At 70.8% G+C, this 26,537-nt stretch carries 21 protein-coding genes; 16 read left to right on the plus strand and 5 right to left on the minus strand.

The window, feature by feature from the left end; translation table 11 throughout:
- Position 1: 1 nt before the first annotated feature.
- Positions 2-1,444: an aspartate aminotransferase family protein gene (locus tag EDF24_RS02740; protein WP_123655058.1), complete on the minus strand. Its 1,443-nt coding sequence runs from the start codon at positions 1,442-1,444 to the stop codon at positions 2-4.
- A complete protein-coding gene (locus EDF24_RS02745; protein WP_395867234.1) occupies positions 1,441-1,923 on the minus strand; it encodes an Lrp/AsnC family transcriptional regulator in 483 nt (160 codons plus the stop codon). Before EDF24_RS02745 ends, EDF24_RS02740 begins: the two co-directional genes overlap by 4 nt.
- A gap of 113 nt (positions 1,924-2,036) precedes the next feature.
- Here EDF24_RS02745 and EDF24_RS02750 point away from each other — a divergent pair, with 113 nt between their 5' ends.
- From EDF24_RS02750 to EDF24_RS02775, 6 genes are all read left to right on the plus strand, one after another.
- On the plus strand, positions 2,037-3,497 hold the full coding sequence (locus EDF24_RS02750) for a gamma-aminobutyraldehyde dehydrogenase (RefSeq protein WP_123701026.1): 1,461 nt from the start codon (positions 2,037-2,039) through the stop codon (positions 3,495-3,497).
- Positions 3,498-3,521: 24 nt separating this feature from the next.
- Complete coding sequence (locus EDF24_RS02755; RefSeq protein WP_123655061.1) at positions 3,522-4,712, plus strand: ABC transporter ATP-binding protein; 1,191 nt, start codon at positions 3,522-3,524, stop codon at positions 4,710-4,712.
- Positions 4,709-5,917 (plus strand): PotD/PotF family extracellular solute-binding protein, encoded by a 1,209-nt coding sequence (locus tag EDF24_RS02760; protein ID WP_123655062.1) that lies wholly within the window; start codon positions 4,709-4,711, stop codon positions 5,915-5,917. The genes EDF24_RS02755 and EDF24_RS02760 overlap by 4 nt, the downstream gene beginning before the upstream one ends.
- On the plus strand, positions 5,914-6,825 hold the full coding sequence (locus EDF24_RS02765; RefSeq protein ID WP_123655063.1) for an ABC transporter permease: 912 nt from the start codon (positions 5,914-5,916) through the stop codon (positions 6,823-6,825). Before EDF24_RS02760 ends, EDF24_RS02765 begins: the two co-directional genes overlap by 4 nt.
- Positions 6,822-7,688 (plus strand): ABC transporter permease, encoded by an 867-nt coding sequence (locus EDF24_RS02770; RefSeq protein ID WP_123701027.1) that lies wholly within the window; start codon positions 6,822-6,824, stop codon positions 7,686-7,688. The genes EDF24_RS02765 and EDF24_RS02770 overlap by 4 nt, the downstream gene beginning before the upstream one ends.
- Positions 7,689-8,007: 319 nt before the next feature.
- The gene (locus EDF24_RS02775) at positions 8,008-8,871 is read left to right on the plus strand and encodes an NUDIX hydrolase (protein WP_221180747.1); all 864 of its coding nucleotides are present in this window, start codon (positions 8,008-8,010) and stop codon (positions 8,869-8,871) included.
- Here EDF24_RS02775 and EDF24_RS02780 read toward each other — a convergent pair.
- Both EDF24_RS02780 and EDF24_RS02785 read right to left on the minus strand, forming a co-directional pair.
- Positions 8,858-10,447, minus strand: a complete 1,590-nt coding sequence (locus EDF24_RS02780) for a GMC family oxidoreductase (RefSeq protein WP_221181335.1) — start codon at positions 10,445-10,447, stop codon at positions 8,858-8,860. The genes EDF24_RS02775 and EDF24_RS02780 overlap by 14 nt on opposite strands.
- Positions 10,444-11,793, minus strand: coding sequence for an alpha/beta hydrolase (locus EDF24_RS02785; protein ID WP_123701028.1), 1,350 nt, complete (start codon positions 11,791-11,793; stop codon positions 10,444-10,446). The genes EDF24_RS02780 and EDF24_RS02785 overlap by 4 nt, the downstream gene beginning before the upstream one ends.
- Positions 11,794-11,882: 89 nt before the next feature.
- Between EDF24_RS02785 and EDF24_RS02790 the strand changes: the two genes are divergently transcribed.
- The 10 genes from EDF24_RS02790 (at position 11,883) to EDF24_RS02835 (ending at position 25,850) form a co-directional block, all read left to right on the plus strand.
- A complete protein-coding gene (locus tag EDF24_RS02790; RefSeq protein ID WP_123701029.1) occupies positions 11,883-14,432 on the plus strand; it encodes a carboxylate--amine ligase/circularly permuted type 2 ATP-grasp protein in 2,550 nt (849 codons plus the stop codon).
- Positions 14,432-16,228: an N-acetylglutaminylglutamine amidotransferase gene (locus EDF24_RS02795; RefSeq protein WP_123655067.1), complete on the plus strand. Its 1,797-nt coding sequence runs from the start codon at positions 14,432-14,434 to the stop codon at positions 16,226-16,228. The genes EDF24_RS02790 and EDF24_RS02795 overlap by 1 nt, the downstream gene beginning before the upstream one ends.
- Positions 16,225-18,123 carry a prolyl oligopeptidase family serine peptidase gene (locus EDF24_RS02800; RefSeq protein ID WP_123701030.1) on the plus strand — a complete coding sequence of 633 codons (1,899 nt, stop codon included), beginning with the start codon at positions 16,225-16,227 and terminating at the stop codon, positions 18,121-18,123. The genes EDF24_RS02795 and EDF24_RS02800 overlap by 4 nt, the downstream gene beginning before the upstream one ends.
- A 44-nt stretch (positions 18,124-18,167) precedes the next feature.
- Positions 18,168-18,884: a GntR family transcriptional regulator gene (locus EDF24_RS02805; RefSeq protein ID WP_123701031.1), complete on the plus strand. Its 717-nt coding sequence runs from the start codon at positions 18,168-18,170 to the stop codon at positions 18,882-18,884.
- A gap of 278 nt (positions 18,885-19,162) precedes the next feature.
- Entirely contained in the window at positions 19,163-20,182 is a 1,020-nt protein-coding gene (locus EDF24_RS02810) for a sugar phosphate isomerase/epimerase (RefSeq protein ID WP_123655069.1), read from the plus strand.
- On the plus strand, positions 20,179-21,132 hold the full coding sequence (locus EDF24_RS02815; RefSeq protein WP_123655070.1) for a 3-hydroxyacyl-CoA dehydrogenase family protein: 954 nt from the start codon (positions 20,179-20,181) through the stop codon (positions 21,130-21,132). Before EDF24_RS02810 ends, EDF24_RS02815 begins: the two co-directional genes overlap by 4 nt.
- Before the next feature lie 16 nt (positions 21,133-21,148).
- Complete coding sequence (locus EDF24_RS02820; protein WP_123701032.1) at positions 21,149-21,910, plus strand: SDR family NAD(P)-dependent oxidoreductase; 762 nt, start codon at positions 21,149-21,151, stop codon at positions 21,908-21,910.
- A gap of 105 nt (positions 21,911-22,015) precedes the next feature.
- On the plus strand, positions 22,016-23,404 hold the full coding sequence (locus tag EDF24_RS02825; RefSeq protein WP_123655072.1) for an MFS transporter: 1,389 nt from the start codon (positions 22,016-22,018) through the stop codon (positions 23,402-23,404).
- Positions 23,401-25,104 (plus strand): dihydroxyacetone kinase family protein, encoded by a 1,704-nt coding sequence (locus EDF24_RS02830; RefSeq protein WP_123701033.1) that lies wholly within the window; start codon positions 23,401-23,403, stop codon positions 25,102-25,104. The genes EDF24_RS02825 and EDF24_RS02830 overlap by 4 nt, the downstream gene beginning before the upstream one ends.
- Entirely contained in the window at positions 25,101-25,850 is a 750-nt protein-coding gene (locus EDF24_RS02835) for a triose-phosphate isomerase family protein (RefSeq protein ID WP_123701034.1), read from the plus strand. Before EDF24_RS02830 ends, EDF24_RS02835 begins: the two co-directional genes overlap by 4 nt.
- Before the next feature lie 3 nt (positions 25,851-25,853).
- Here the strand turns inward: EDF24_RS02835 and EDF24_RS02840 are convergent, their stop codons facing one another.
- Positions 25,854-26,522: a response regulator transcription factor gene (locus tag EDF24_RS02840; protein ID WP_123655075.1), complete on the minus strand. Its 669-nt coding sequence runs from the start codon at positions 26,520-26,522 to the stop codon at positions 25,854-25,856.
- Positions 26,523-26,537: the final 15 nt, after the last annotated feature.

Consider the following 26,537-nt stretch of genomic DNA (forward strand, 5'->3'; position numbering starts at 1 on the left):
ATCAGATCTTCGAGGACGCCTCGGACAGCACGCTCCGCAGGATCGAGGTGATCTCGCGGAACTCGGGCTGCCCGATGGTGAGCGGCGGTGCGAGCTGCACGACGGGGTCGCCGCGGTCGTCGGCGCGGCAGTACAGCCCCGCGTCGAAGAGCGCCTTGGACAGGAACCCGCGGAGCAGACGCTCGGACTCGTCGTCGTCGAACGTCGTCTTCGTGGCCTTGTCCTTCACGAGCTCGATGCCGTAGAAGTACCCGGCACCGCGGACGTCACCGACGATCGGCAGGTCGAGCAGGGTGTCCAGCTCGGCCTTGAAGAGCGGGGCGTTCTGCTGCACGTTCGCGAGCAGGCCCTCTTCCTCGAAGATGTCGAGGTTCTCCATCGCGACCGCTGCGGAGACCGGGTGCCCGCCGAACGTGTACCCGTGGTAGAAGGTCGTGTCGCCCTTCGAGAACGGCTCGAACAGCTTGTCGCTGATGATCGTGGCGCCGATCGGGGAGTACCCGGAGGTCATCGCCTTGGCGCAGGTGATCATGTCCGGCACGAAGTCGTAGGTGTCGCAGGCGAACATCGTGCCGATGCGGCCGAACGCGCAGATCACCTCGTCGGAGACCAGGAGCACGTCGTACTCGTCGCAGATCTCGCGGACCCGCTGGAAGTACCCGGGCGGCGGGGTGAAGCAGCCGCCGGAGTTCTGCACCGGCTCGAGGAAGACGGCGGCGACGGTGTCGGGACCCTCGAACTCGATCATCTCGCGGATGCGCTCGGCGGCCCAGTAGCCGAACTCCTCTTCGCTCTGCCCGGCGAAGCCCATCTCGTCGGCGCGGTAGTAGTTCGTGTTCGGCACACGGAGGCCACCGGGCGTCAGCGGCTCGAACATCTGCTTCATCGCGGGGATGCCGGTGATCGCGAGCGCTCCCTGCGGGGTGCCGTGGTACGCCACCGCACGCGAGATCACCTTGTGCTTCATCGGCTTGCCGCGGAGCTTCCAGTAGTACTTCGCGAGCTTGAAGGCGGTCTCGACCGCCTCACCACCACCGGTGGAGAAGAACACCTTGTTGAGGTCGCCGGGCGCCAGGTCGGCCAGGCGGTCGGCGAGCTCGATCGCGGCGGGGTGCGCGTAGGACCAGATCGGGAAGAAGCTCAGCGTCTCGGCCTGCTTCGCCGCCATCTCGGCCAGGCGCTTCCGGCCGTGCCCGGCGGCGACGACGAACAGGCCGGAGAGCCCGTCGATGTAGCCCTTGCCGTGGCTGTCGTAGACGTGGTGGCCCTCGCCGCGCACCATGATCGGCACGTCGGCACCGGCCTGGTTCGCACCGTGCCGGGCGAAGTGCATCCACAGGTGGTCGCGGGACTTCTGCTGCAGGGCTGCGTCGTCCACCGGGGCGAACGGGTCGTAGGAGCCGAGCCGCGTGGGCTGTTCGGTCTTCTGGTCGGAGATGGTCATCGCGTTCCCCAGTCGTAGAGCTGTTTGCGGAGTTGCAGGTAGACGAAGGTCTCGGTGCCGGTCACACCCGGGATGGCCCGGATCGTGCCGTTGAGCAGTTCGATGAGGTCGTCGTCGTCTTCGCAGACGACCTCCACCATGAGGTCGAAGCTGCCGGCGGTCATCACGAGGTAGTCGACCGCCAGGAGCTTCTCGAGTTCGTCGGCGACCTTGCGGGTGTCGCCGCCCACGCGGATGCCGATCATCGCCTGCCGGTGGAACCCGAGCTGCATGGGGTCCGTGACCGCGACGATCTGCATGACGCCGGTCTCGGTGAGCTTCTGCACGCGCTGCCGGACCGCCGCCTCGCTGAGACCGACCGCCTTGCCGATCTCGCCGTACGGACGGCGCCCGTCCGCCTGGAGCTGTTCGATGATGCGCTTGGAGATGTCGTCGATCGGTCCCGGACGTCGTGGTGCTGCCGCCATGCCGGACAGCATGGCAGCGCCGTCGTCGAGAAAGCAAGGGATTCCGTTGTGAACAACGTGTTTCGCGACGATTTCCGTTGTTACAAGTCTTCCGAACCATGGGAAAGCGTGCCAGTATCGCCGCCATGCTGGACAGCACGAACACGTCGACGGCCACGGCGACGCGGGAACTCCGGAACTTCGTCGGAGGCGCGTCCGTCGAGTCACGCTCGGACACCGCGTTCGGCCTGGTCGACCCGACGACCGAGGCCGAGTACGGCAGGTCGCCGATCTCCACCGCCGCGGACGTCGACGATGCCTTCACCGCCGCGAGCACCGCGTTCGAGACCTGGCGCCGCACGACCCCGGGGGAGCGCCAGCTCGCGCTGTTCCGGATCGCGGACGCGATGGAACAGCGTGCGGAGGAGTTCGCGGACCTGGAGTCACTCGACACCGGGAAGCCCCGCGCCACCCTGGTCGAGGACGAGATCCTGCTCTCCGTCGACCAGATCCGCTTCTTCGCCGGAGCCGCCCGGAACCTCGAGGGCCGGAGCGCCGGCGAGTACATGGCCGACCACACGTCGTTCGTCCGGCGCGAGCCGATCGGCGTCGTCGCCCAGGTCACCCCCTGGAACTACCCGCTCAACATGGCGGTGTGGAAGTTCGCCCCGGCGCTCGCCGCTGGGAACACCACCGTCCTGAAGCCCAGCGACACGACGCCCCTGTCCACGCTGCTCCTCGCCGAGGTCGCCGCGGAGTTCCTGCCGCCCGGCGTCCTCAACGTCGTCGTCGGGGACCGGACCACCGGCGCCGCGATGATCGACCACCCGACGCCGCAGCTCGTGTCCATCACGGGGTCCGTCCGCGCCGGCATGGAGGTCGCCCGCGCCGCCGCCGGTGACCTGAAGCGCACGCACCTGGAGCTCGGCGGGAAGGCCCCGGTGATCGTGTTCGACGACGCCGACATCCCCGCCGCGGTCGCCGGCATCGTCGCCGCCGGGTTCTTCAACGCCGGGCAGGACTGCACCGCGGCCACCCGGCTGCTCGTGCAGGACGGCATCCACGACGAGTTCGTGGCGGCGCTCGCCGAGGCGGCCAGGACCGACGCGCAGACCGGCCCGGACGCCTCGACCCCGTACTTCGGCCCGGTCAACAACGTGAACCAGCTCACGCACGTGCAGGACTTCATCGACACGCTCCCCGACCACGCCACGATCGAGCTGGGTGGTGCGCGGCAGGGCGACGTCGGCTACTTCCACCAGGCGACGATCGTGTCCGGGCTCCGGCAGGACGACCGCGCCGTGCAGCAGGAGATCTTCGGCCCGGTGCAGACCGTCCAGCGGTTCAGCACCGAGGCGGAGGCGCTCCGCTGGGCGAACGGTGTCGAGTACGGCCTGGCGAGTTCGGTGTGGACGACCGATCATGCGCGGGCGATGCGCTTCGCCCGCGACCTCGACTTCGGGTGCGTGTGGATCAACACCCACATCCCGATCGTCGCCGAGATGCCGCACGGCGGCTTCAAGCACTCCGGCTACGGCAAGGACCTGTCCCAGTACGGGTTCGACGACTACACCCGCATCAAGCACGTCATGTCCTACATCGGCTGAAGCCGACCACTCCCTGGAGGCACCATGGCAATGACCGGCACGTTCGCCGAATCGGGAGCCGACCTGCGGCTCGAACAGATCACGAAGGCCTTCCCGGGCCACACGGCGGTGGACGCCCTCGACCTCACGGTCCCCGCTGGATCGTTCTTCGCCCTGCTCGGCCCGTCCGGCTGCGGCAAGACCACGACCCTGCGGCTCGTCGCGGGACTCGAGGAACCGACGAGCGGCACGATCACGATCGGCGGGAAGGACGTCACCGAGACGAAGCCGTACCAGCGGCCCGTGAACACGGTGTTCCAGAACTACGCGCTGTTCCCGCACATGAGCGTGCTCGACAACGTCGCGTTCGGGCTGAAGCGCCGACGGATCCCGGACCCGATGACGAAGGCCCACGAGGCGCTCCGCCTCGTCGAGCTCGAGGCCTCGGCGTCCAAGCGGCCTGCCCAGCTCTCCGGCGGCATGCAGCAACGCGTCGCCCTCGCCCGGGCGATCGTGAACCGGCCGGCGCTGCTGCTCCTCGACGAACCGCTCGGCGCGCTCGACCTGAAGCTCCGGCACCAGATGCAGCTCGAGCTGAAGACGATCCAGGCCGAGGTCGGGCTGACGTTCCTGCACGTCACCCACGACCAGGAAGAGGCGATGACGATGGCCGACACGGTCGCCGTCATGAACGGCGGCCGGATCGAGCAGATGGGCAGCCCCCAGGACCTCTACGAACTGCCGAAGACCGCGTTCGTCGCGAACTTCCTCGGCCAGTCGAACCTGCTCGAGGGCGACGTCCGTGGAACCGAGGGCGAGCTCATCGTCGTCGCGACCGCCGCGGGCACCATCGCCGTGCCGGCCGCGCGTGCCGTCGCGACCTCCGGCCGCGTGGTCGTCGGGGTGCGCCCCGAGAAGCTCAAGATCCGCACCGCGGAGCCCTCGCACGAGGCCGGACGCAACATCCTCGGCCCGGGACGCGTCGTCGACGTCTCCTTCTCCGGCGTCAGCACGCAGTACCTCGTCGACGTCCCCGGCGCCGGCCGGGTCTCCGTCTTCGCCCAGAACTCGAAGGGCGGGCCGCGGATCGCGACCGGCACCGAGGTCTGGCTCACGTGGGGCGTCGACCACGGATTCGGTCTGGAGGCACCCGACGCGTCCGACGCGAGCGTCACCACCCAGGCCGCGCCGGGCCTCCAGGCCGTGGAGACCGCCACCGCAGGTGCGGTCGCGTGAGCGCCCGACCCGACCTGGTGCGCGGACTGACGTCCGCCCGGGTCAGCCGGCGGGGGTTCCTGGCCGGAGGCGGCGCGGCCGCCGTCGCGGCACTCCTCGCCGGCTGCAGCATCAAGGGCTCCGCCGCCTCGATGGGTCCCCCCGTGGACTGGACCGCCTTCTGGAAGGACGCGAAGGCGACGAAGGAGCTCAACTTCGCGAACTGGCCGCTGTACATCGACTCCGACCACGGCAAGTCCGAGTCGCTCGCGCTCTTCAAGGAGGCGACCGGCATCGCGGTGGACTACCAGGCGGTGATCCAGGACAACGCGACGTTCTACGCCACCGTCTCCCCGATCCTCCGCGCGAAGGGCGCCACCGGGTACGACCTCGTCGTGATGACCAACGGGTACGAGCTCACCGAGATGATCAAGAACGGGTTCGTCTGCGAGCTCGACCACAGCCGGCTGCCGAACTTCGCCGCGAACGCGTCCGACTCGGTGAAGGACCCGAACTACGACCCGGACAACAAGCACTCCGTCGTGTGGCAGACCGGGTTCACCGGTCTGGCGTACAACCCGAAGTACACCGGGCGGAAGATCACCTCGTTCAAGGACCTCCTCGATCCCGCCTTCAAGGGCCGCGTCGGGCTGATGAGCGACAACACCGAGCTCGGGTCGCTGGCACTCCTCGCCCTCGGGATCGCGCCGGAGACGTCGACCGCCGCGGACTGGCGGAAGGCCCAGCAGTGGCTCCGTGAGCTGCGCCCGAGCGTCACCGGGTTCTACGACCAGAGCTACATCAACCGGCTCGAGAACGGGGACACCTGGATCACCCAGGCCTGGTCGGGCGACGTGTTCCAGGCGCAGCAGTCGGGGTTCCCGGACCTGGAGTTCGTCACCCCGGAGGAGGGGCAGATGACCTGGCACGACAACATGCTCATCCCCCGGCAGGCGGCGAACCCGGTGTCGGCGCTGGCCTGGATGGACTTCTACTACACGCCGAAGGTCGCCGGGATCGTCGAGGACTGGGTCAACTACGTCTGCCCCGTCCCCGCCGCCGAGGACTACGTCCGCGACCAGCTCGACGACGCGACGGTGGCGGACAGCCCGCTCGTGTTCCCCGACTCCTCGGTGTTGGAGAAGTCGCACGAGTTCCGCGTGTTCAAGAACTACGACGAGTACTCGGAGTGGAACGGCATCTTCAACGCGGTGGTGCAGTCGTGACCGCCGTCGCCCTGGGTGCCCCGCCCGCTGCACCCGTTCGTCGCGGGCGGCGTCGCAGCACGCCGTTCCTGCTCGCGCTGGTCGGCACCGCGTACCTCTGCGTCTTCTTCGTCATCCCGCTCCTGTCCGGGCTGATCGTCTCGCTCATGTCGGGGAACCCGGACGACGGGTACACGTTCACGTGGAACTGGGGGATCTACTCCTCGCTGTTCGTGAACCCGCAGGTGCCGTACCTCACGTTCCTGCTCCGCTCCCTCTGGTACGGCGCAGCGGCAACGGTCGTGACCATCATCGTCGGTTACCCCGTCGCGTACTTCATCGCGTTCCGGGTGTCCCCGCGGTGGAAGAACCCGCTGCTGATGCTCGTCTTCGTGAGCTTCCTGGTGTCGTTCATCATCCGCACCGACATGTGGGCGTTCGTGCTCGCGTCGCAGGGGCCCGTCGTCACCTTCCTGCAGGGGATCGGGCTCGCCGGCAAGGACTTCCACATCCTCGGCACCGGCGGGGCCGTGATCTTCGGGGACGCGTACAACGACCTGGCGTTCATGGTGCTGCCGATCTACGCCGCGCTCGAACGGATCGACCCGCGCCTCGGTGAGGCCGCGAACGACCTCTACGCCGGCAAGGTCCGGGCATTCTGGCACACCACGCTGCCGCTGTCCCGCTCCGGCATCTTCGCCGGTGTCCTGCTGGTGTTCATCGACTGCGTCGGCGACCCGGTGAACTCGGCGCTCCTCGGCGGCACGAACACGTACACGATCGGGCAGGCGATCCAGGACGCCTACTCCGGCAACCAGCAGTACAACGTCGCCGCCGCGCTCTCCACCGTGCTCATGGTGGTGCTCGGCATCATCCTGTTCATCTACGCCCGTGTGTCCGGCACCGACGACCTCGAGGACCTCGTATGACCGCCGTCGCACCACCCCGCACCACCGTCCCCGCGTCGCCCGTCTCCGCTCCGGTCGTGCACCGGCACGGCGTGAACCGACGCGGGCCGTGGCTCGCGATCGTGTACTGGGTGGTCATCGCGATCACGCTCGTGCCGATCATCTACATGATCGTGTACTCGTTCAACGACGCCCCGACGAACCGGTTGTCGTTCGCCTGGAACGGGTTCACGACGTACTGGTACGCCAACCTCGTGAACGTGTCGGGGCTCGGCGCGGCGTTCGTGACCTCGGTCGTCATCGCGTTCCTCGCCGCCATCGTCTCCGTCGCGATCGGCCTGCCGCTCGCGCTCGCCCTCGAGCGGTACAAGTTCCCCGGCCGTGGCGCCGTGAACGCCGTCGTGTTCGCGGACATCGCCGCACCGTCGATCGTCGTCGGCTCCGCGTCGCTGTCGTTCTTCCTGTCGATCGGGCTGGGGACCGGCTTCCTCACCGTGCTGCTCACGCACGTGGCGTTCGACGTCGCGTACGTCGTCGTGGTGCTGCGGGCGCGGATCGCGGGGACCTCACGCGCGCTCGAGGAAGCGGCCGGCGACCTCGGCGCGACGCCGTTCCAGGCGTTCCGGCTCGTGACCCTGCCGCTCTTGGCGCCGGGCATGCTCGCGGCGGGGCTGCTGGCGCTCGCCATGTCCATCGACGACTACGTGATCACCTCGTTCGTCGCCGGGCCCTCGGTGACCTTCCCGCTCTTCGTGTACGGCGCCGCGAAGGCCGGGATGCCGCCGCAGGTGCTGTGCTTCGGGACGCTGGTGTTCGCGGTGGGGCTGCTCGTCGCGCTGCTGAACGGGGCGCTCAACCGGCGGTTGGCGCGGACGCGCGGCTGACCGGTCGCCCCGGAACGTGCCGCACCGATCGAGGTCGGTGCGGCACGTCCTTGTCTCAGTCCTTCCGGACCAGGTCGACCAGGAGCCTGGCGGGCGGGCGATCGGGCCGGAGCTCGATTACACTGGACCCGAGCGTTACGACTCGGGAACGGCTGTTGCCCGTCCCGGCTTTCCACTCGGAGAGCAACCGAAGCCCATCACCGTTCCTGCGGTGGTGGGCTTCACGCTTGCCCCAGGGTCGCCACCCGGCGGTGTCACGACCCACACGGTCAGCCTATGTGGAATGTCACCGGATACCGTGCTCCCGTACGCTCGGTGCATGGACGCCACCGAGGTCGACGAGCGGGACAGCACGTGGGAGAACCACCACCCGCGGTTCCGCGTCTACGTGCAGGAACCCTCTGGCGAGACGTACACCACCGCGACGTACGACCTGACCGGAGCCGACGTCCTGCAGGCGATGGACTGGGCGCAGCGCCAGGCCGCGACTCGTTCGGACGCCGTCTGGGCGCTCGCGCTGGTCGGGCAGGACAGCCGCGGACTCCGTGGCCTCACGTGGCTCGTCGGCATGGACGCGAACGATCCGCCGTCCGACGACCACGAGATCGACCTCCGGTTGCGGATGACCAGCAGGACTGCCAGGCCCGTCGGTGTCCCCTCCCGCGACCAGTGGCGGCCGGAGGGCTCGAGTGCGGCCGTCGTGCACGCGAACCCGTGGTTCACCGTCACGGAGACGGTGGACGCCTCGGAGCGCAGCTGGTTCCGGCTCCGCTCGTCGGACAGCGTGATCGTCGCGGCCATGGTCGACGATCGGATCGTCTTCGTGCACGGCGTGCGGGACACCACCGGTCCCGAGCCGCGCTACGAGTTGCCGTCGGGTGGGATCGAGCCGAGCGACGACTCCGCGGCGGCCGCCGCCGCCCGTGAACTCCTCGAGGAGACCGGCGCTGTCTGCGGTGAACTCACCGAGGTCGGCACCTTCGTGGCCGAACCCGGGGTCTCGGACGTCCGGACACGGGTGTTCGTCGGGACGGTCACCGAGCGCCGCGAGACCGCACTCGAGCCGGGCGAAGACTGGACCACCGTCGAGCTCGAACCCTCAGAGGTCGACGCCGCAGTCTCGGCCGGGGAGGTCACCGACGGCGCGACGCTCGCCGCGCTGCTCTTGCTCAGGAGGCCGTGAGGAGCGCCTCGTCGCGGTCGGCCGCGGCGTCGTCCCGCAGCAGGCGGTCGGCGGTGCGGAGCGAGAGCGCCATGATCGTCAGCGCCGGGTTCGCGATGAGGGAGCTCGGGAACACCGAGTTGTCCACGATCCACAGGTTCGGCACGTCCCACGACCGCCCGGCAGCGTCCACGACGGAGCTCGCCGCGTCGGCACCCATCCGTGCGGTGCCGACGGTGTGCGCGGTCCGGTCGAGGACCCGCACGTCACGGCCGCCGGCAGCTTCGACGATCGCGGTCATCGTCCGGATCGCATGCCGTGTGATGGCTTCCTCGTTCGCGCCGGGGGAGAAGGACACCCGCGCCTTCGGTACCCCGTTGCCGTCGAGTTCGTCGCTGAGCACGAGCCGGTTCTCGTCGTACGGCAGGCACTCCGCGTTCATGCCGACACCCGCCATGGACGGGTAGTCCCGGATCGCGGTCACGAGGGCGGCACCGCGGAGTCCACCGCCCCAGACGAGTGAGGTGGCGAGGGTGAGGGGCTGCACACCGAGACTCTGGATGAGGTAGCCGCCCGCGAAGTCGGCGTCGGCGGGACGGACGAAGTCCTCGGTGATGATCGACGACGGGTACCCGCGGTAGGACCGCATCGACGCATCGAACGTCGCCCAGACCTGGGTCCCACCGTGCGCGGTGAAGTTCCGTCCGACCTGGTCGCTGCTGTTCGCCAGCCCGGTGTGCAGGAGCAGGCGCGGGGTCTCGATGCCACCGGCCGCGAGGACGAGTGCGCGGGTGCGCTGCCGGTGGTCTCGCCCGTCCTGGCGGTAGACGACGGCCTCGACCTCGCCGCGGGCGTCGAGTTCGATGCCGTGCACGAACGCCTCGGCGCGGATCTCGGCGCCGAACGCGACGGCGGCGGGCAGGTAGGTGGTGTCCATCGACACCTTCGCGCCGTTCCGGCACCCCTGGTGGCAGGAGCCGCAGGACACGCAGGCCTGGCGGAGCCCGTGGTGCTCCTGCATCCGGTCCTCGGTGGTGAGCCCCACGGGTGCGTCGGTCGCGGTGATGCCGACCTCGGCCGCGCCGCGGATCATCATGTCCGAGGACGCGTTCCGGGGCGGCGGTCCCATCCGGTACCGGCGGGCCGGGTCCCACGGGTAGTGCGCAGGGCCGGCGACGCCGACGTCGTGCTCGGCCTGTTCGATGTACCGGACGAGCTCGGCGTGGTCGATCGGCCAGTCCTCGCCCTGCCCGGAGTCGGTGCGGAGCCGGATGTCGTGCTCGTTCGGCCGCGGGGTGAACGCGCCCCAGTGCAGGGTGGAGCCGCCGACACCGGTGCCGCTGTTGTTCGGACCGAACGCCGTCGGTGCGGCGCCGCCGCTGATCCGCTCGTCCATCCAGTTGATGTCGCCGGGTGCGGCGACCTCGTCGGGCGTGTGGTCGCCGGGCTCGGTGTTCGGCCCGGCTTCGAGCGCGACGACCCGCAGGCCCTTCCGGGCGAGGGTTGCGAGCAGGGGTGCGCCGCCGGCTCCGGTGCCGACGACGACCACGTCGACGACCTCGTCCTCGGCGTACCGGCGCTGGTGGTCGAGTCTCATCGTGTGGCTCCCGCCGGTTCCCATGCTTCGCGCTGTCCCGCTCCGAGGAGCTGGAAGCCCTGCTTGCGGACGCCGTCGCCGCCGTTGGCGAAGCCGTCGTAGTCGATCTCCGACATCGTCGCGGGGTGCGCGACCCACTGCTTGACGAGGTCGACGCTGGCGTCCTCGGCCCAGACGCGGAGCTGCTCGGCCTCGAACGGGCCGCTGGAGGGGGCGTGTCGGCCCGCGGTGACGGCGTCGAGCACGGTGGCGAGGTGGTCGTCCCCCTGTGCCGCCTCCGGTTCGAGGGCGTCGAGACCGGCCCGGTAGGCGTCGACGTCCGCCGGCAGTCCGTCCGGCCGCCAGCCGTCGCCGAGTCCGGCAGCGAGCTGGGCGTCCACGCGGAGGGCGACGTCCACGGGGCGACCGCCCGGCTGCGGCACGACGACCCGCGCGACCGCCCGGAGCGTCGCCAGCTGGGTGTCGGTGAGCGCCAGGGGTGCCGCGTCCGGGTCGTCCGGGAGCGACCGCACGGCCAGGAGTCCGCGCGTCCGAGCGCTGACGCGGGGCGACGCGATCACGCGGGCGGTCGCCGCCGGGACCACGGGTCCACGGTCGACACGGCGGTCCCAGAAGGCGCGGATCCGCTCGGCGACCTCGTCGGGGCGCTCCCACGGCAGCAGGTGTGCGGCACCGGGCACGACGTCGAGCGTTCCGTTGGACCAGTGCGGCAGGTTCAGATCTCGCTGCGCGTCCTCGCCGAGGTCGCCGTCGGCGGCTCCGGCCAGGATCAGCGCCGGGACGGGGTTCGGCCCGAACGCGGCGGACCAGTCCTCGCGGCTGCCGCGGACGAGCCAGTCGGTCCAGGCCCGGGGGTCGGCGCGTTGTACGTCGTGCACGGCCATCGCGTGCGGTTCGGGTGACAGCTGGGCGTCGGTGTTCGCCGCGACGAAGGTGTCCGCCTCGTCCGGCCCGATCGTGCCGCCCTTCGCCCAGCCGAGCATCGAGCTCCGTCGTTCCTCGTCCATCGGTTCCGGGGAGAGCGGGGACGCGGCGAGGAGGACCACCGCTCGGAGGCCGAACAGGCCGTTGGAACCGTCGATCGTCCGGGATGCGACGACCGACGCGACCTTGCCGCCCATCGAGTGGCCGATGAGCACCCACTCGGTCGCACCGCTCCGGCCGATCGCCCGCTCCACCCGTTCGGCCATCTCCTCGACGGTGGTGCCCGTCGCGGCCGAGCTCCGGCCGAACCCGGGGAGGTCGATGCCGATGAGGTCCAGGGTGCCGGCGAGGCGTGCGCGCAGCGTGGCGAACTCCTCGGAGCTCGACCCGAGGGCGTGGAGGCAGAACGCGGTCGCCGTCATTCCTCCACTTCTACGTGATGCCCCGCGGTTTCTCACAGCGCGGCGTACCCCGCCGCGCGGACCACAGGTGTCGCGGGTAGGTTCCACACATGAGTGCAGAGCTGACGCTCGGCGCCGAGGAAGAGCTGCACCTCATCGACCTCGAGTCCGGCCGACTTTCCGCGAAGGCCCCCCGCCTTCTCCCCAAACTGCCTGCAGACCGCTTCGGCGCCGAACTGCAGCGCACGACGATCGAGACGAACACCCCGGTGGTGACGACCCTCGACGACCTCCGGCGTGTGATCGTGGACCTCCGCAGCGAACTCGCGACGGCGATCGCGCCGGCGGGCGTGACCATCGCCGCGGCGGGCACGGCGCCGCGGTCGGAGTACGCCGACTTCGAACTGACCTCCGGTGGCCGCTACGGCCGCATGCAGGAGCAGTACCGGATGCTCGTCGACGAACAGCTGATCTGCGGCCTGCAGGTACACGTCGGTGTGAGCGACCGCGACCTCGCGGTGCAGATCGCCCAGCGCGTCGCGTCGACGCTGCCCGTGCTGTTGGCACTGAGCGCGTCGAGTCCGTTCTGGAACGGCCAGGACACCGGGTACGCGTCGTTCCGGAGCATCATCTGGCAGCGCTGGCCGTCCGCCGGCAGCTTCGGTCGGGTCGAGAGCGCGGCGGAGTACGACAAGGTCCTCGACGACCTCATCGCCTCCGGTGTGATCGCCGACAAGAAGATGGCCTACTTCGACGTCCGACCGTCGTCGCACGCGCCGACGCTCGAACTGCGGGTCTGCGACGCCACCCCGGTCGTCGACGACGCGGTCCTCATCGCCGGGCTGTTCCGCGCCGCGGTGCGGAAGGCCGAGATCGCGGTCGAGTCCGGTGCCGAGTGGCACCCCCGCAGCGAGCCCCTGCACCGCGCGGCGATGTGGCAAGCGGCGCGGAGCGGGCTGAGCGGTGACCTCCTCGGCCTCGGGCAGCACCCGGAGCGGCTCCCGGCGGAGATCGCCGTGCGTCAGCTCGTGTCGCGCCTCCGCCCCGAGCTCGAGGAACTGGGCGACTGGGGGACGGTGAGCGACCTGCTCGAGGACACCCTCGCCCGCGGCAACTCCACCGACCGGCAGCGCACCGCGTACGCCGAGCGCGGTGAGCTCGACGACGTCGTGGCACTCGTGGTCGAGGACACGGCGGGAACCCCGTCCGGGCGGGACGACCACCCGGTGATCGCGATCCCGTCGTACCGGGTCCGTGCCGGTGACGAAGCCGTCGGACCGGGCGCTCGTCCCCGGCCGGCGTTCCGCGACCTCGCGGCCTTCTTCCGCGGGTGGGACCCCGAGACGACGATCGAGCACTGCACCGCGCGTGACGCCTGGACCCGGGAGCACGAGGTGGGCTTCGTCGTCGCCGGTGCGACGCAGGAGTTCGGCTGCGACCTGGTCCCGCGCACGATCAGCGCGTACGAGTGGTCCCAGCTCGAAGCCGGGCTGGGGCAGCGTGCCCGCGCGATCGAGCTGTTCCTCCGTGACGCGTACGGCGAGCGGCGGATCGTCGCGGACGGTGCGATGGACGAGCGCGACTTCGTCGGTGCGAACGGCTGGGACACGGACGCGTCCCGGCTGCCGAAGGACGCCGTCCGGGCGCCGGTGATGGGGTTCGACCTGGTCCGGAACGAGTTCGGTGGCTGGCGGGTGCTCGAGGACAACGTGCGCTCACCGTCCGGCGTCGCGTTCGGGGTGGCGCTCCGTGAACTCATGGACGAGGTGGTCCCGGACGCCCCGCGTCCGGCGGGTCTGCGCGACCCACACTCCGTCCTCACCCGCGTCCGCGACACGCTCCGCACCAACGCGACCGCGGTCACCGGCCAGGCCGACCCGGTGGTGGCACTGGTCAGCGACGGCCCCGCCGCCGGCGCCTGGTACGAGCACCGCAGGATCGCCGACGGGGCCGGACTGCGCCTCCTGACCGAGTCGGACCTGGACGTCCGTGACGGACGCGTGATCGAGGTGTCCACCGGCGACGTCGTGGACGCGCTCTACCTGCGCGTCGACCGTGACGCGAGCGCCCTGACCAACGACCGCACCCCGGACCTCGGCGCACGGATCCTCGACGCCGCCGAGGCGGGGCGCGTGTACCTGGCCAACGCGCCCGGCAACGCGCTCGTCGACGACAAGGCGATGTACGTCAACGTGCCGGACCTGATCTGGTACTACCTCGACGAGAAGCCGCTGCTCGAGTCGGTCCCCACGTACCGCACCAGCATCGAGGGCGAACGGCTCTCGGTGCTCGACCGTGTCGGCGAGCTCGTGACGAAACCGGTCGACGGCGAAGGGGGTCGTGACGTCCTGATCGGCCCGAGCGCGAGTGCTCCGGAAGTCGCCGAACGCCGCCGTGAGATCGCGGCGAACCCGGCCGGGTGGGTCGGGCAGGAAGTCGTCCAGCTCTCCTCGCACCCGACGATCGGTCCGGCCGGCCTCGATCCCCGGCACGTGGACCTGCGGGCGTTCGTCTACGTCACCGGCACCGGGCCGGACGACACGCACCTCGCCGACGTCGCGCTCACGCGCGTGGCACCGGAGGGCAGCATGGTCGTGAACTCCTCACGGGGTGGCGGCGCCAAGGACACCTGGATCATCGGCAAGGGAGAGGACCGCTGATGTGTGGACTCGCGGGCGAGATCCGGTTCGACGGGACGTCCCCGGACGTCGGTGCGGTCGCCAGGATGACCGGGTGCCTCGTGCACCGGGGTCCGGACGGTGACGGGCTGTGGGCGCGTGGGCCGGTCGCGCTCGGGCACCGCCGACTGTCCATCGTCGACCTCTCCACCGCCGGCGCGCAGCCGATGGTGGTCACCCGGCTCGGGCTGACCATCGCGTACAACGGCATGGTCTACAACTACCGGCAGCTCCGCGACGAGCTGCACGGCAAGGGCCACCGGTTCGACTCGACCTCCGACACCGAGGTGATCGTCGCCGCGTACGCCGAGTGGGGCACCGCGTTCGTCGAGCACCTCATCGGGATGTTCGCGATCGCGATCTGGGAGCACGCGAGCGGACGGCTCGTGCTGGCCCGCGACCGGCTCGGCATCAAGCCGCTCTACGTGGCGGAGGTCCCCGGTGGGCTCCGGTTCGCGAGCTCGCTGCCGGCGATCCTGGCGGGCAACGGCCCCGGGGGCAGCGTCGACACGTCAGTCGACCCGGTCGCCTTCGCGTCCTACATGAGCTTCCACTCGATCGTCCCGGCGCCCCGCACCATCCTCTCCGGCGTCGGCAAGCTCCCGCCCGCGACCGTCCGGGTCGTCGAACCGGACGGCTCGTCCACCGACACCACCTACTGGGAACCCCGTTTCGAGCGCGACCCGGCGAGGGCCGACTGGACCGACGAGGACTGGCAGCAGGCCTTCATCGACTCGCTCCGCACCGCGGTCGAGCGGCGCATGGTGGCCGATGTTCCCGTCGGGGTGCTGCTCTCCGGCGGCATCGACTCCTCCCTCGTGGTCGCCCTGCTCGCCGAGGCCGGCCAGCAGGACCTCGCCACCTTCAGCATCGGCTTCGAGTCGGCGGGCGGCGAGTCCGGGGACGAGTTCGAGTACTCCGACCTGGTCGCACGGCACTTCGGCACCGACCACCACCGGATCCGGATCCCGTCGTCGCGGCTGCTCGACGGCATCGACGGTGCCGTCGCCGCGATGAGCGAACCGATGGTCAGCCACGACTGCGTCGCGTTCTACCTGCTCTCGCAAGAGGTCTCCCAGCACGTCAAGGTGGTGCAGTCCGGGCAGGGCGCCGACGAGGTGCTCGGTGGGTACGACTGGTACCCACCGCTCGCGGACGTGCCGCGCGACCAGGCCGCAGAGGCGTACCGATCCGTCTTCATGGACCGCAGGTGGTCGTCGCTGCAGCCGATGCTCGGGGAGCGGTGGCGGAGCGACGACGACACCCCGTCGGCCTTCGTGGACCGCGAGTTCGCCCGCCCAGGAGCATCGACGAGCGTCGACGCAGCGCTCCGGAGCGACACGACGATCATGCTCGTGGACGACCCGGTGAAACGGGTCGACAACATGACGATGGCCTGGGGGCTCGAAGCGCGCGTCCCGTTCCTCGACCACGAGTTCGTCGAGCTCGCCGGGACCATCCCGCCGGCGCTGAAGCTCGCGGACGGTGGCAAGGGCGTGATGAAGCGCGCAGCACGCGGGATCGTGCCGGACGCGGTCATCGACCGCACCAAGGGTTACTTCCCGGTGCCGGCGATCCGCCAGCTCGAGGGCCCGTACCTCGAACGCGTCCGCGACGCGCTCATGGCGCCGGCTGCCCGGGAACGCGGGCTGTTCGACCCGGGTACGGTCGAGCGGATGCTCCAGGACCCGAACAGCACACGGACCGAGATCGGCGCGAACGCGCTCTGGCAGCTGGGCCTCATCGAGATGTGGCTGCAGCAGCAGGGGGTGCGGTGAGCGGGGCCGCTCCGGTCCGGCCGGGAGGCCCGGCTCGCGTCGACCCGTCGGGTGCTGCCGAGCAGACGGTCGCCACCACGGCCGCGGTCGACCTGGGCGAGCGGCTCACCGCCGCCTGGGGATCGTGGGGCCCGACCATGACGCGGAACGCGCGCCGGGTGGCGTTCGTCAGCGACCGGCACCGTACCCCCGAGGTGTTCGTGCAGGACGTCGTCGTCGACGGTCCGTTGCCCGAACCGGTGCGGATCTCGCTCTCCGATGATCCGGTCATCCGGGTCACGTGGTCCTCCGACGGCGAGTGGCTGGCCGTCGCGATCGCGACCGACGGCGGCGTCAAGCAGCAGGTCTGGGTCGTCCGGCCGGACGGCACCGACGCCGCGCAGATCGCCGGGTCCCGGTACCAGCACGCCGAACTCGGCCCCTGGAGCCGCAGCGGCCACCGCGTCGTGATCACGCTGCCATCCACCGAGGCCGACCAGCCCGCACGCTCGTACCTCGTCGACCCGGTGTCCGGCGACCGCGACGACCTGGCCGTCGGCGAGCTCATCCACATCCTCGACCTGTCGGTGGAGGAGCGTCTCGTGGTGCTCCGCGACGGCCAGCGCGGGCACGAGTTCGTCGTGGTCGTGGACCGTCTCACCGACGAGAGCCACCCGCTGCTCACCGACCCGCAGTCCGGGTCCGCGGAGATCGCGTTCCTCCGGCCGTCCCCCGCGAGCGAGACGAGCCCACTCGTGGCCTACGTCGCGACCGAAGCGGGCGCACCGCGTCGGCAGCTCATCGCCCAGCCGGTCGGCCCGCACGGATGGCGCGGCGAGCCCCGGCTGATCATGGGCCGCGCGGACGCCGAACTCGAGTTCCTCGACGCCGACGACGCCGGGCGGACGCTGCTCCTCGGCTGGAACGTCGACGGCCGGAGCGAGCTCGACCTCATCAACACGCACTCCGCCTCCCGGACCCCCGTGCCCGGCCTCCCCGGGTACGTCGTCACCGACCCCGTGCTCAGCCGCGACGGCCGGAGCGTCATCCTCACGGTCGAGGGACCGACCCGGCCTCGGGAGCTCTGGCGTCTCGACACGAACGAGCTGACGTGGAGCCGCGTGACCGACGTCCCGGCGCTGCCGTCCGTGGCGCTCGTCGAGCCGACGCTCGAGCGCTTCGCGGCCCGCGACGGGCTCGAGCTGACCGGATGGCTGTACCGGGCGTCCGAGCCCGGCGCGGCGATGATCCACCTGCACGGTGGGCCCGAGTCGCAGGAACGGCCGACGTTCTCGCCCCAGCACCAGGCACTCGCCGCGGCCGGGGTCACCGTGTTCGCGCCGAACATCCGCGGGTCCTCCGGGTACGGCACCGAGTTCGTGCACGCCGACGACCTCGGCCTGCGGTGGAACGCGCTCGCCGACGTCGTGGACTGCGCACGGTGGCTCGTGGCGAACGGGTACGCCGACCGTGAGCGGGTCGCGGTCGAGGGCCGCTCCTACGGCGGGTACGCGACGCTCGCCTCGCTCGCGTTCACGCCCGACGTGTTCGCGGCCGGGGTCGCGGTGTGCGGGATGAGCGACTTCGCGACGTTCTACCGGGACACCGAGCCGTGGATCGCGTCGGCGGCCGCGACGAAGTACGGGCACCCCGTCGACGACGCCGACCTGCTGGCGTCGCTCTCGCCGATGCGCGCCGTGGACGACGTCACCGCGCCGTTGCTCGTCGTGCACGGCGAACTCGACACCAACGTCCCCATCGGTGAGGCGCACCAGGTCGTCGCCGCCCTGCGTGAGCGCTCCCACGACGTGGCGTACCTGGAGCTCGAGGGCGAGGGGCACGAGTACCGCCGCGCTTCCTCGCGCGCCCTGCTCGTACGCGAGATGGTCGCGTTCCTGGCCGCTCGCCTCGGCTAGCGCCTGCGAGGGTCAGCGTTCGTGGATTCTCTAGGATCGAGGGTGTGACGACCACGGTGCCCGGCTTCCACGCGCAACCCATCACGCAGCGCGGCCTCCGTGACCGCGTCTACGACCGGGTGCTCGACGTCCTGATGGGCCACGACGTCGAACCCGGCATGCGCCTGTCGATCGACGGCCTCGCCCGGACGCTCGGCGTCTCACCGACCCCGGTGCGCGAAGCCCTCGTGCAGCTCGAACGGACCGGACTCGTGGTGCGCGAGGCGAACAAGGGCTACCGCGTCGCACCCCCGCTCGCCGGCGACCAGCTCGAGGCACTCTTCGACGCCCGGCTCATCGTCGAGAGCGGTGCCGTGGAGCTCGCGGCCCGCGGTGACGTCGCCGCACTGCGCGAGCGGCTGAGTGCGGCGCTCGCGGACCAGGCTGCCGTCGCGCGGGAGATCGCGTCGGTGGGGGTCGGTGCCGCGTCCGAGGAGCTGATGGCCCGGTTCTTCCGGAGCGACTGGCAGTTCCACCAGCTGGTCTTCGACGCCGCCAGGAACCCGTTCCTCCTCGAGATGTCGGAGATCATCACGACCCGAGTGCACCGGATGCGCCAGATCGTCGAGGGCGGTGGCGACGACTCCGACCGTGCCGTACACGAGCACCGCGCGATCCTGGACGCGCTCGCCGAGGACCCGGCGTCGGCCGTGGCCGCGATGCGGGTGCACATCGACGCGGTCCGGCTGCGGTCCCGCGCCGACGCATCGCACGCGGGCTGAGCCGCGTCGCCGTGGACGCGTCGCACTCGGGCTGAGCCGCGTCCACGTGGACGCATCGCACGCGGGCTGACCGGTCCCGCGTGCGCGTCCTGAGGGCACGGACGCCCGTGCCGAGGTTCGGGTCAGCGGCACGGGCGTCCTGATCCTCCGAGCCCGGACTCCTTCGGAGCCCCCGTACGGGGGGTTTGGTCGAGGTGGTTGCGCTCTGCCCCAGAGCATGTATCTTTCCTATAGGAAAGAGGTTCATCGCCGAACCGCGACATGCAAGGGAGCATTCCGTGAACCACGCACAGGACTGGGTCCAGCAGGACTGGGACACCGCGACCTGGACCGCCGAGACGTGGCCGATCGCCGCGTGCCTGCACGGCTTCCCGCCGGTCGGCGCCGACGGCACCGCCGTGCACGACGCCGCTCCGGAGGTCTGGGACGACATCCTCGGCCAGGTCGCCGCCGCGGGCTTCTCGCTCGCCGAACTCGCCGACAGCCACATCCGGCCCGCCGACCTCGAAGCCTCCCGCCGGGACGAGTTCTTCGACATCGCCCGGTCCCACGGGATCGGGATCCCGTCGGTGCACCTGCAGCGCAAGAGCGTCATCCAGCCGGGGCGCGAGGAGGACAACCTCGCGTACGCGCACCGCACGATCGACGCGGCGGCCGAGTGGGGCATGCAGGTGTTCTCGACCGGCCTGCACCAGCCGTTCAACGAGGCCCAGCAGCGTGCGCTCTGGTTCTGGACGGCGCAGGGACCGAAGGACCCGGACGACCCCGAGGTCTGGAACGCCGCGGTCAGCCGCCTCCGTGAACTCGGCGAGCACGCCGCGTCCGTCGGGCTGCCGATGGCGCTCGAGCTCTACGAGGACACCTACCTCGGCACCGCCGACAGCGCCGTCCGACTGGTCGAGGAGATCGGTCTCGACAACGTCGGCCTGAACGCCGACGTCGCGAACCTCATCCGCCTGCACCGTCCGGTGGAGGACTGGAAGGAGCTGTTCGCGAAGACCATGCCGCACACGAACTACCTGCACGTGAAGAACTACACGCGCGACGAGGCCGCCGACGGCAGCTGGGCGACGTCCGTCCCGAGCACCATGGAGACCGGGCTCATCAACTACCGGCAGGTCCTCCGCGACGCCGTGGCGAACGGCTTCCGCGGCATCCTCATGACCGAGCAGTACGGCGGGGACAGCCTCGGCGTCTGCGCCACGAACCAGCAGTACATCCGATCCGTCCTCGCGACCACGAAGCTCGGCGAGACCGCCGCGACCGCCGGGACGACCACCGAAGGAGCAACTCGATGAGCACCCTCGACATCGCCGTCGTCGGATCCGGCTACATGGGCGGCGGGATCGCCCAGGTCCTCGCCCTCGCCGGCCACACCGTCCGCATCGCCGACATCTCCGCCGAGATCGCCGCATCCAACCGAGCACGGCTCATCACCGAGACGGAGCAGTTCGTCGCGGACGGTCTGTTCCCTGCGGACGCCGTGTCCCGCGTCGACGCGCACCTCAGCGCCGCCGAGTCCATCGAGGAGGCGGTCGCCACGGCCGACTTCATCGAGGAAGCGGTCCCCGAGAAGCTCGAGATCAAGCACGACACCCTGCGCCGGATCAGCGCGGCCGCCCGCCCGGACGCGATCATCGGCTCGAACACGTCGACGATCCTGATCCAGTCCCTCGCCGAGGCCGTCACCGGCCCGGAGCGCTTCCTCGGCGTGCACTTCTCCAACCCCGCCCCGTTCATCCCGGGCGTCGAGCTCATCCCGCACCCCACGACGAACGACCACGCGGTCGAGGTCGCCGAGGCCGTCGTCGCCGCCACCGGCAAGCAGTCGGCGCGGGTGAAGGACGCGACCGGGTTCGTGCTGAACCGCTTGCAGTACGCCCTGTTCGAGGAGGCGACGAAGATCGTCGACGAGGGCATCGCGACGCCCGACGACATCGACACGATCGTCCGGACGACCTTCGGGTTCCGCCTGCCGTTCTTCGGCCCGTTCGCGATCGCGGACATGGCCGGACTCGACGTCTACGCGTTCTGCTTCGAGTCGCTGCAGACCCGATGGCCCGAGCGGTTCGCCACCCCGTCCTCGCTGCAGCAGCACGTCGACGCCGGCGAGCTCGGCACGAAGTCCGGCTCCGGGTACCTCGACGTCCCCGCCGACCGCACGCCCGAGCTCGTCGCCTACCGCAACCGCGCCTACGTCGCCATGCAGAAGCTCCTCGACGAGCTCGGCCCGGCACCGATCCACTGACCAGGAGGGAACGACCATGAGCAACCAGCGCAAGACCGTCGTCCTCACGGGCGCAGCCTCACCGCGCGGCATCGGCCGCGCCACCGCCCACCACCTCGCCGAGGCCGGCTGGGACATCGGGATCATCGACCTCGACGACGCCGCCTCGCAGGCGGTCGCAACCGAGATCCGCGAGCAGCACGGTGTCCGCGCGGTCGGCGCCGGAGCGAACGTCGCCGACGAGTCCGCCGTCCGAGCGGCCTTCGACACCATCGAGTCCGAGCTCGACCCGATCGTGGCCCTCGTGAACCTGGCCGGGGTCTCCTCGGCGCACGAGTACCTCGACCTGCCGGAGGGCGAGTGGCACCGGGTCCTGTCGATCAACCTCGACGGGGTGCACTTCGCCAGCCTCCGGGCCGCCGAGTCGATGGTCCGGAACGGCTACGGCCGGATCGTGAACCTGTCCTCGGTGTCGGCGCAGCGCGGCGGCGGCACGTTCAGCAAGACGCCCTACACCGTCGCCAAGGCCGGTGTGATCGGCCTCACGCGTGGGCTCGCCCGCGAACTCGGGCCGAAGGGCGTGACCGTCAACGCGATCGCCCCCGGGCCGATCGACACCGACATCATGGGCGGCACGCTCACCGAGGAGCGGAAGACCGCGATGGCCGCCGACGGGGTGCTCCCGCGCATCGGCACCCCGCGGGACATCGCCGCCGCGATCGCCTACCTGATCAGCGAGGACGCCGGGTTCGTCACGGGCCAGACGCTCAACGTCGACGGCGGCCTCTACATGCACTAGGGCCGACCGCCCGCGGAACGTGTGCCGACCCGGCGACGCGATCCGTGCCTCCCGTCCGGATCTCCGGACCCACCGAACTGCACCGTGCTCGCGAAGGAGCGAACCGTGTCCCTCCCCAACGCCCCCGCGCTCGGGTCGACCAACGACCCCGGCCTGAAGTCCGCCATCGGCAAGGCGACGAAGCACCTCATGCCGATGCTCGTCATCCTGTACTTCGTCGCCTTCCTCGACCGCACCAACGTCGGCTTCGCCGAGGAGGCCCTCAGCGTCGACCGCGGGATCTCCGACGCGGCCTTCGCACTCGGTGCCGGCATCTTCTTCATCGGCTACGCGATCTTCGAGATCCCGTCGAACCTGCTCCTCAAGCGGTTCGGTGCGCGGTTCTGGCTCGCCCGCATCGCGATCACGTGGGGCATCGTCGCCGCACTGTTCGCCTTCACGACGAACGACACGATGTTCATCGTGCTGCGGTTCATCCTCGGCGTGACCGAGGCGGGCCTGTTCCCCGGCGTGATCATGTACCTGTCCGAGTGGTTCCCGAACAAGGTCCGCGTGCGGATGTTCGCGATCTTCTACCTGGCGCAGCCGTTCTCGCAGATGATCGGTGCACCGCTCTCCGGCGGGCTCCTCAGCTTCGGCGACAAGGCCACCCCGTTCCACGGCTGGCAGGTGATGTTCGCGGGTGAGGGCATCCTCGCGGTGCTCGCCGGGATCGCGGCGCTGGTGTTCCTGACGAACAGTCCGCAGAAGGCGAAGTGGCTGGAGCCGGGGGAGAAGGACTCGCTGACCGCGGCGATGGCCCGCGAGGACTCCGCGCGGAGCGAGGACGGTCCGCAGGGCATCTGGCGGGCGATGGCGAGCGGCCGCGTCTGGTACTTCACGATCATCTACTTCTGCCTGCAGGTCGCCGTCTACGGGACGACGTTCTACCTGCCGCAGCAGGTCTCGTCGCTCCTCGGGCAGGAGGTCGGCTGGCAGGTCGGGCTCGTCTCCGCGATCCCGTGGCTCGTCGGGCTCGTCGCCTGTTACCTCGTCGGTTCCCGCGCGGACACCGTCGGCCGTCGCCGTCGCTGGGGCACGATGTTCTACATCACCACCGGTCTCTCGATCCTCGGGTCGGCGTGGGCGGGCGCGAACGGCCAGCCGATCCTCGGCATCGTGTTCATCACGCTGGCGGTCGCGAGCTTCCTGGCCGTCGGACCGATCACGTGGGCGTACCCGACCGCGTTCCTGACGGGTGCGGCCGCGGCCGCGGGCATCGGCCTGATCAACTCGCTCGGCAACCTCGGCGGGTTCGTCGCACCGATCATGCGCACCGCGATCAACGAGGTGATCCCCACCGACAGCGGGGCGTTCGGCATCGTCTCGCTCGGCGTGCTGGCGTTCGTGGCCGCCGTGATGATCTTCTGTACCAAGTTCTTCCGGGGGTCGCGTGCCGACGACCTCCTCGACACGAGCCACGTGCGCACGACCGATGCGGAGGCAGGACGATGACCCGACTGTTCAACGACCCGGCGGACTTCGCCGACGAGGCGGCCGACGGGTTCGTCGCCGCGAACCAGGCCTGGGTGCGACGGGTGCACGGCGGTGTCGCCCGTGCCACCGCCAGCCCCGACGGCACCGTCGCCGTGGTGATCGGCGGCGGCTCCGGCCACTACCCCGCGTTCGGCGGCCTGGTCGGACACGGCCTGGCAGCCGGGGCGGCGATGGGGAACCTGTTCGCCAGTCCGTCCGCGCAGCAGGTGGCGGCGGTCGCCCGTGCGAGTGAGCACGGCGGCGGGGTCCTGCTCTCCTACGGCAACTACGCCGGCGACGTCCTCAACTTCGACGCCGCCACCCGCGCCCTGAACGACGAGGGCATCGAGGTCAGGACCGTCCGTGTGACCGACGACGTCACGTCGGCACCGGCGTCCGAGGTGGAGAAGCGTCGCGGCATCGCCGGCGACCTCTGCGTGTTCAAGGTCGCCGGTGCCGCGGCGGAACGCGGGGACACCCTCGACGAGGTCACCGCCATCGCGAACCGTGCGAACGACCGCACGCGCTCGTTCGGGGTCGCGTTCTCCGGGTGTTCGCTGCCCGGGGCCGAGGAACCGCTCTTCACGGTCCCCGAGGGTCGCATGGCGATCGGGATGGGGATCCACGGTGAGCGGGGCATCGACGAGACCGACGTCCCGTCCGCGTCCGGCCTCGCGTCGCTGCTCGTCGAGAAACTCCTCGGCGAGCTGCCCGACGGTGTCGAGGTCGACGGTGCCAGGGTCGTGCCGATCCTGAACGGGCTCGGGTCGGTGAAGTACGAGGAGCTGTTCGTCGTCTACGCGACGGTCCAGCGGCTGCTCGAGGACGCGGGCGCCGTGATCGTCGAACCGGAGGTCGGGGAACTCGTCACGTCGTTCGACATGGCCGGGGTCTCCCTGACGCTGTTCTGGCTGGACGAGGAGCTCGAGGAACTCTGGGCAGCGCCCGCCGACACCCCGGCGTACCGGAAGGGCGGTGCCGTGCACCAGGAGCGTCTGCCCGAGGACGTCCTCGCCGCGGACGTCGCCGCACCGGTCGGCCCGGCGTCCGAGGACTCGCGGTCGTTCGCCGCCAGGATCGCGACCGCCCTCACCGCGGTCCGTCAGGTCCTCGACGAGCACGCCGACGAGCTCGGGCACATCGACGCCGTCGCCGGTGACGGCGACCACGGCATCGGCATGCAGCGTGGATCGGCGGCCGCCGACGCTGCGGCAGCCGACGCCGTCGCACGGGGTGCCGGAGCCGGCACCACGCTCGCGATCGCCGCGGACGCCTGGTCCGACAAGGCCGGTGGCACGTCCGGTGCGATCTGGGGCGCCGGCCTGGAGGCCATGGGTCGCGTCATCGGGGACGAGGAACGTCCGGAGCCCGCCACCGTCCAGAGCGCGGTGCACGCCGCGGTCGACGCGGTCCTGGCCTTCGGCGCGGTCGTCGGGGACAAGACCATGGTCGACGCCATCGTGCCCTTCGACGACGTGCTCACCGAACGCATCGCGGCGGGCGACCCGCTCGCCGGGGCCTGGCGGGCCGCGTCCGATGCCGCTCGGGAGGCCGCTGACGGCACCGCCGCACTGCTGCCGAAGATGGGCCGCGCACGGACGCACGCCGAGCACGCCGTCGGCACGCCGGACCCCGGGGCGGTGTCGTTCGCGCTCATCGTCGACGCGGTCGCGCCGTGACCACGATCGGCGTCTCGCTCAAGACCTACTTCGGCCACGCGCAGACGATCGCGTGGGCCGAGGCCGTCGCCGACATCGCTCGTCACCACCCGGCGGTGACGAGCGGTGCGGTCGAGCTGTTCGTGGCCCCGACCTTCCCGTCGCTCGTCCCGGTGCGCGCAGCGCTGATCGGATCAGGGGTGCTGCTCGCTGCCCAGGACGTGGCGGAGGAGGACGCGGGGCCGTTCACCGGTGAGGTCTCCGGCGCCGAGCTGGCCGAGGTCGGGGTCGAGATCGTCGAGATCGGTCACGCCGAACGACGGTCCCTGTTCCACGAGGACGACGCAACCGTCGCGCGGAAGGTCGCGGCGGCGTACCGCAACCACCTGCGGCCGCTGGTCTGCGTCGGGGAGGCGACCCGAGCCTCCCGTCAGAGCGCGATCGAAGACGTGACCGGGCAGCTCGACCGGGCCGTCCTGCCGGACGCCGCCGGTCCCGTGATCGTGGCCTACGAGCCGGTCTGGGCCATCGGCGCTCCCGAGCCCGCGCCGGACGACCACATCGTGGGGGTCCTCGCGGGCATCGAGGCGTACCTCCAGGCGCGGCCGGAACTGGCTGGCAGCGTCGCGATCTACGGCGGCAGCGCCGGACCCGGCCTGCTCACGCGGGGACAGGGCCGCATCGGTGGGCTGTTCCTCGGCCGGTTCGCGCACGACCCCGACGCACTCCGGTCCGTCCTCGACGAGGCGGAGGCGCTCACCGGCTGACGGTCACGGGCGGGCCCCGGCGAGCCCGTGGTCGTTCGCGTACACCACGAGCTGCACGCGGTCGCGCAGCCCGAGCTTCCCGAGCACGCTGCTGATCTGGGTCTTCACGGTCGACTCGGTGACGAACTCACGGCCCGCGATCTCGGCGTTCGAGAGCCCTCGCGCGGCCCAGCCGAACACGATCCGCTCCCGCTCGGTCAGCGAGCCGAACTCGGCGGGCTGCGGCCTCGGAGCCCGTTCGACGTCCTGGCCGAAGAGCTGGGCGAGGTCGTTCGGCGCGATCACCGAACTGCCCTCGTGCACCGCACGGACCGCGGCGAACAGGAACGACGGGGTCGCGTCCTTGAGCAGGAACCCGCTCGCACCGAGCCGGATCGCCGTCGCGGCAGCGGGGTCGAGGCCGAACGTCGTGAGGACGATGACGCGGGGGACCGGCTCCGACACCGCGCCGTCGAACAGCCGGCGGACGGTCTCGAGGCCGTCCATCCCGGCCATCCGCATGTCGAGCAGCATGATGTCCGGGCGGAGCTCGGGGATGCGTGCGAGCGCCTCCGCGCCGTCGGAGGCCTCACCGACGACCGTCATGTCGTCCTGTGCGTCGAGGACCACGCGGAGGCCGGCACGGAAGAGCGCCTGGTCGTCGGTGAGCAGGATCCGGATGGGTTCGGTCATCGTTCGGTCATCGTC

This window comes from Curtobacterium sp. PhB130 (genome assembly GCF_003755165.1).
In the GTDB taxonomy this organism is placed as follows: Bacteria; Actinomycetota; Actinomycetes; order Actinomycetales; family Microbacteriaceae; genus Curtobacterium.

Excerpts from the sequence above, each read along its gene's own strand:
- EDF24_RS02740 (WP_123655058.1), bottom strand. The coding sequence starts at position 1,444 with ATGACCATCTCCGACCAGAAGACCGAACAGCCCACGCGGCTCGGCTCC.
- EDF24_RS02745 (WP_395867234.1), bottom strand. The coding sequence starts at position 1,923 with ATGCTGTCCGGCATGGCGGCAGCACCACGACGTCCGGGACCGATCGAC.
- EDF24_RS02750 (WP_123701026.1), top strand. The coding sequence starts at position 2,037 with ATGCTGGACAGCACGAACACGTCGACGGCCACGGCGACGCGGGAACTC.
- EDF24_RS02755 (WP_123655061.1), top strand. The coding sequence starts at position 3,522 with ATGGCAATGACCGGCACGTTCGCCGAATCGGGAGCCGACCTGCGGCTC.
- EDF24_RS02770 (WP_123701027.1), top strand. The coding sequence starts at position 6,822 with ATGACCGCCGTCGCACCACCCCGCACCACCGTCCCCGCGTCGCCCGTC.
- EDF24_RS02775 (WP_221180747.1), top strand. The coding sequence starts at position 8,008 with ATGGACGCCACCGAGGTCGACGAGCGGGACAGCACGTGGGAGAACCAC.
- EDF24_RS02780 (WP_221181335.1), bottom strand. The coding sequence starts at position 10,447 with ATGAGACTCGACCACCAGCGCCGGTACGCCGAGGACGAGGTCGTCGAC.
- EDF24_RS02785 (WP_123701028.1), bottom strand. The coding sequence starts at position 11,793 with ATGACGGCGACCGCGTTCTGCCTCCACGCCCTCGGGTCGAGCTCCGAG.
- EDF24_RS02790 (WP_123701029.1), top strand. The coding sequence starts at position 11,883 with ATGAGTGCAGAGCTGACGCTCGGCGCCGAGGAAGAGCTGCACCTCATC.
- EDF24_RS02795 (WP_123655067.1), top strand. The coding sequence starts at position 14,432 with ATGTGTGGACTCGCGGGCGAGATCCGGTTCGACGGGACGTCCCCGGAC.
- EDF24_RS02815 (WP_123655070.1), top strand. The coding sequence starts at position 20,179 with ATGAGCACCCTCGACATCGCCGTCGTCGGATCCGGCTACATGGGCGGC.
- EDF24_RS02820 (WP_123701032.1), top strand. The coding sequence starts at position 21,149 with ATGAGCAACCAGCGCAAGACCGTCGTCCTCACGGGCGCAGCCTCACCG.
- EDF24_RS02830 (WP_123701033.1), top strand. The coding sequence starts at position 23,401 with ATGACCCGACTGTTCAACGACCCGGCGGACTTCGCCGACGAGGCGGCC.
- EDF24_RS02840 (WP_123655075.1), bottom strand. The coding sequence starts at position 26,522 with ATGACCGAACCCATCCGGATCCTGCTCACCGACGACCAGGCGCTCTTC.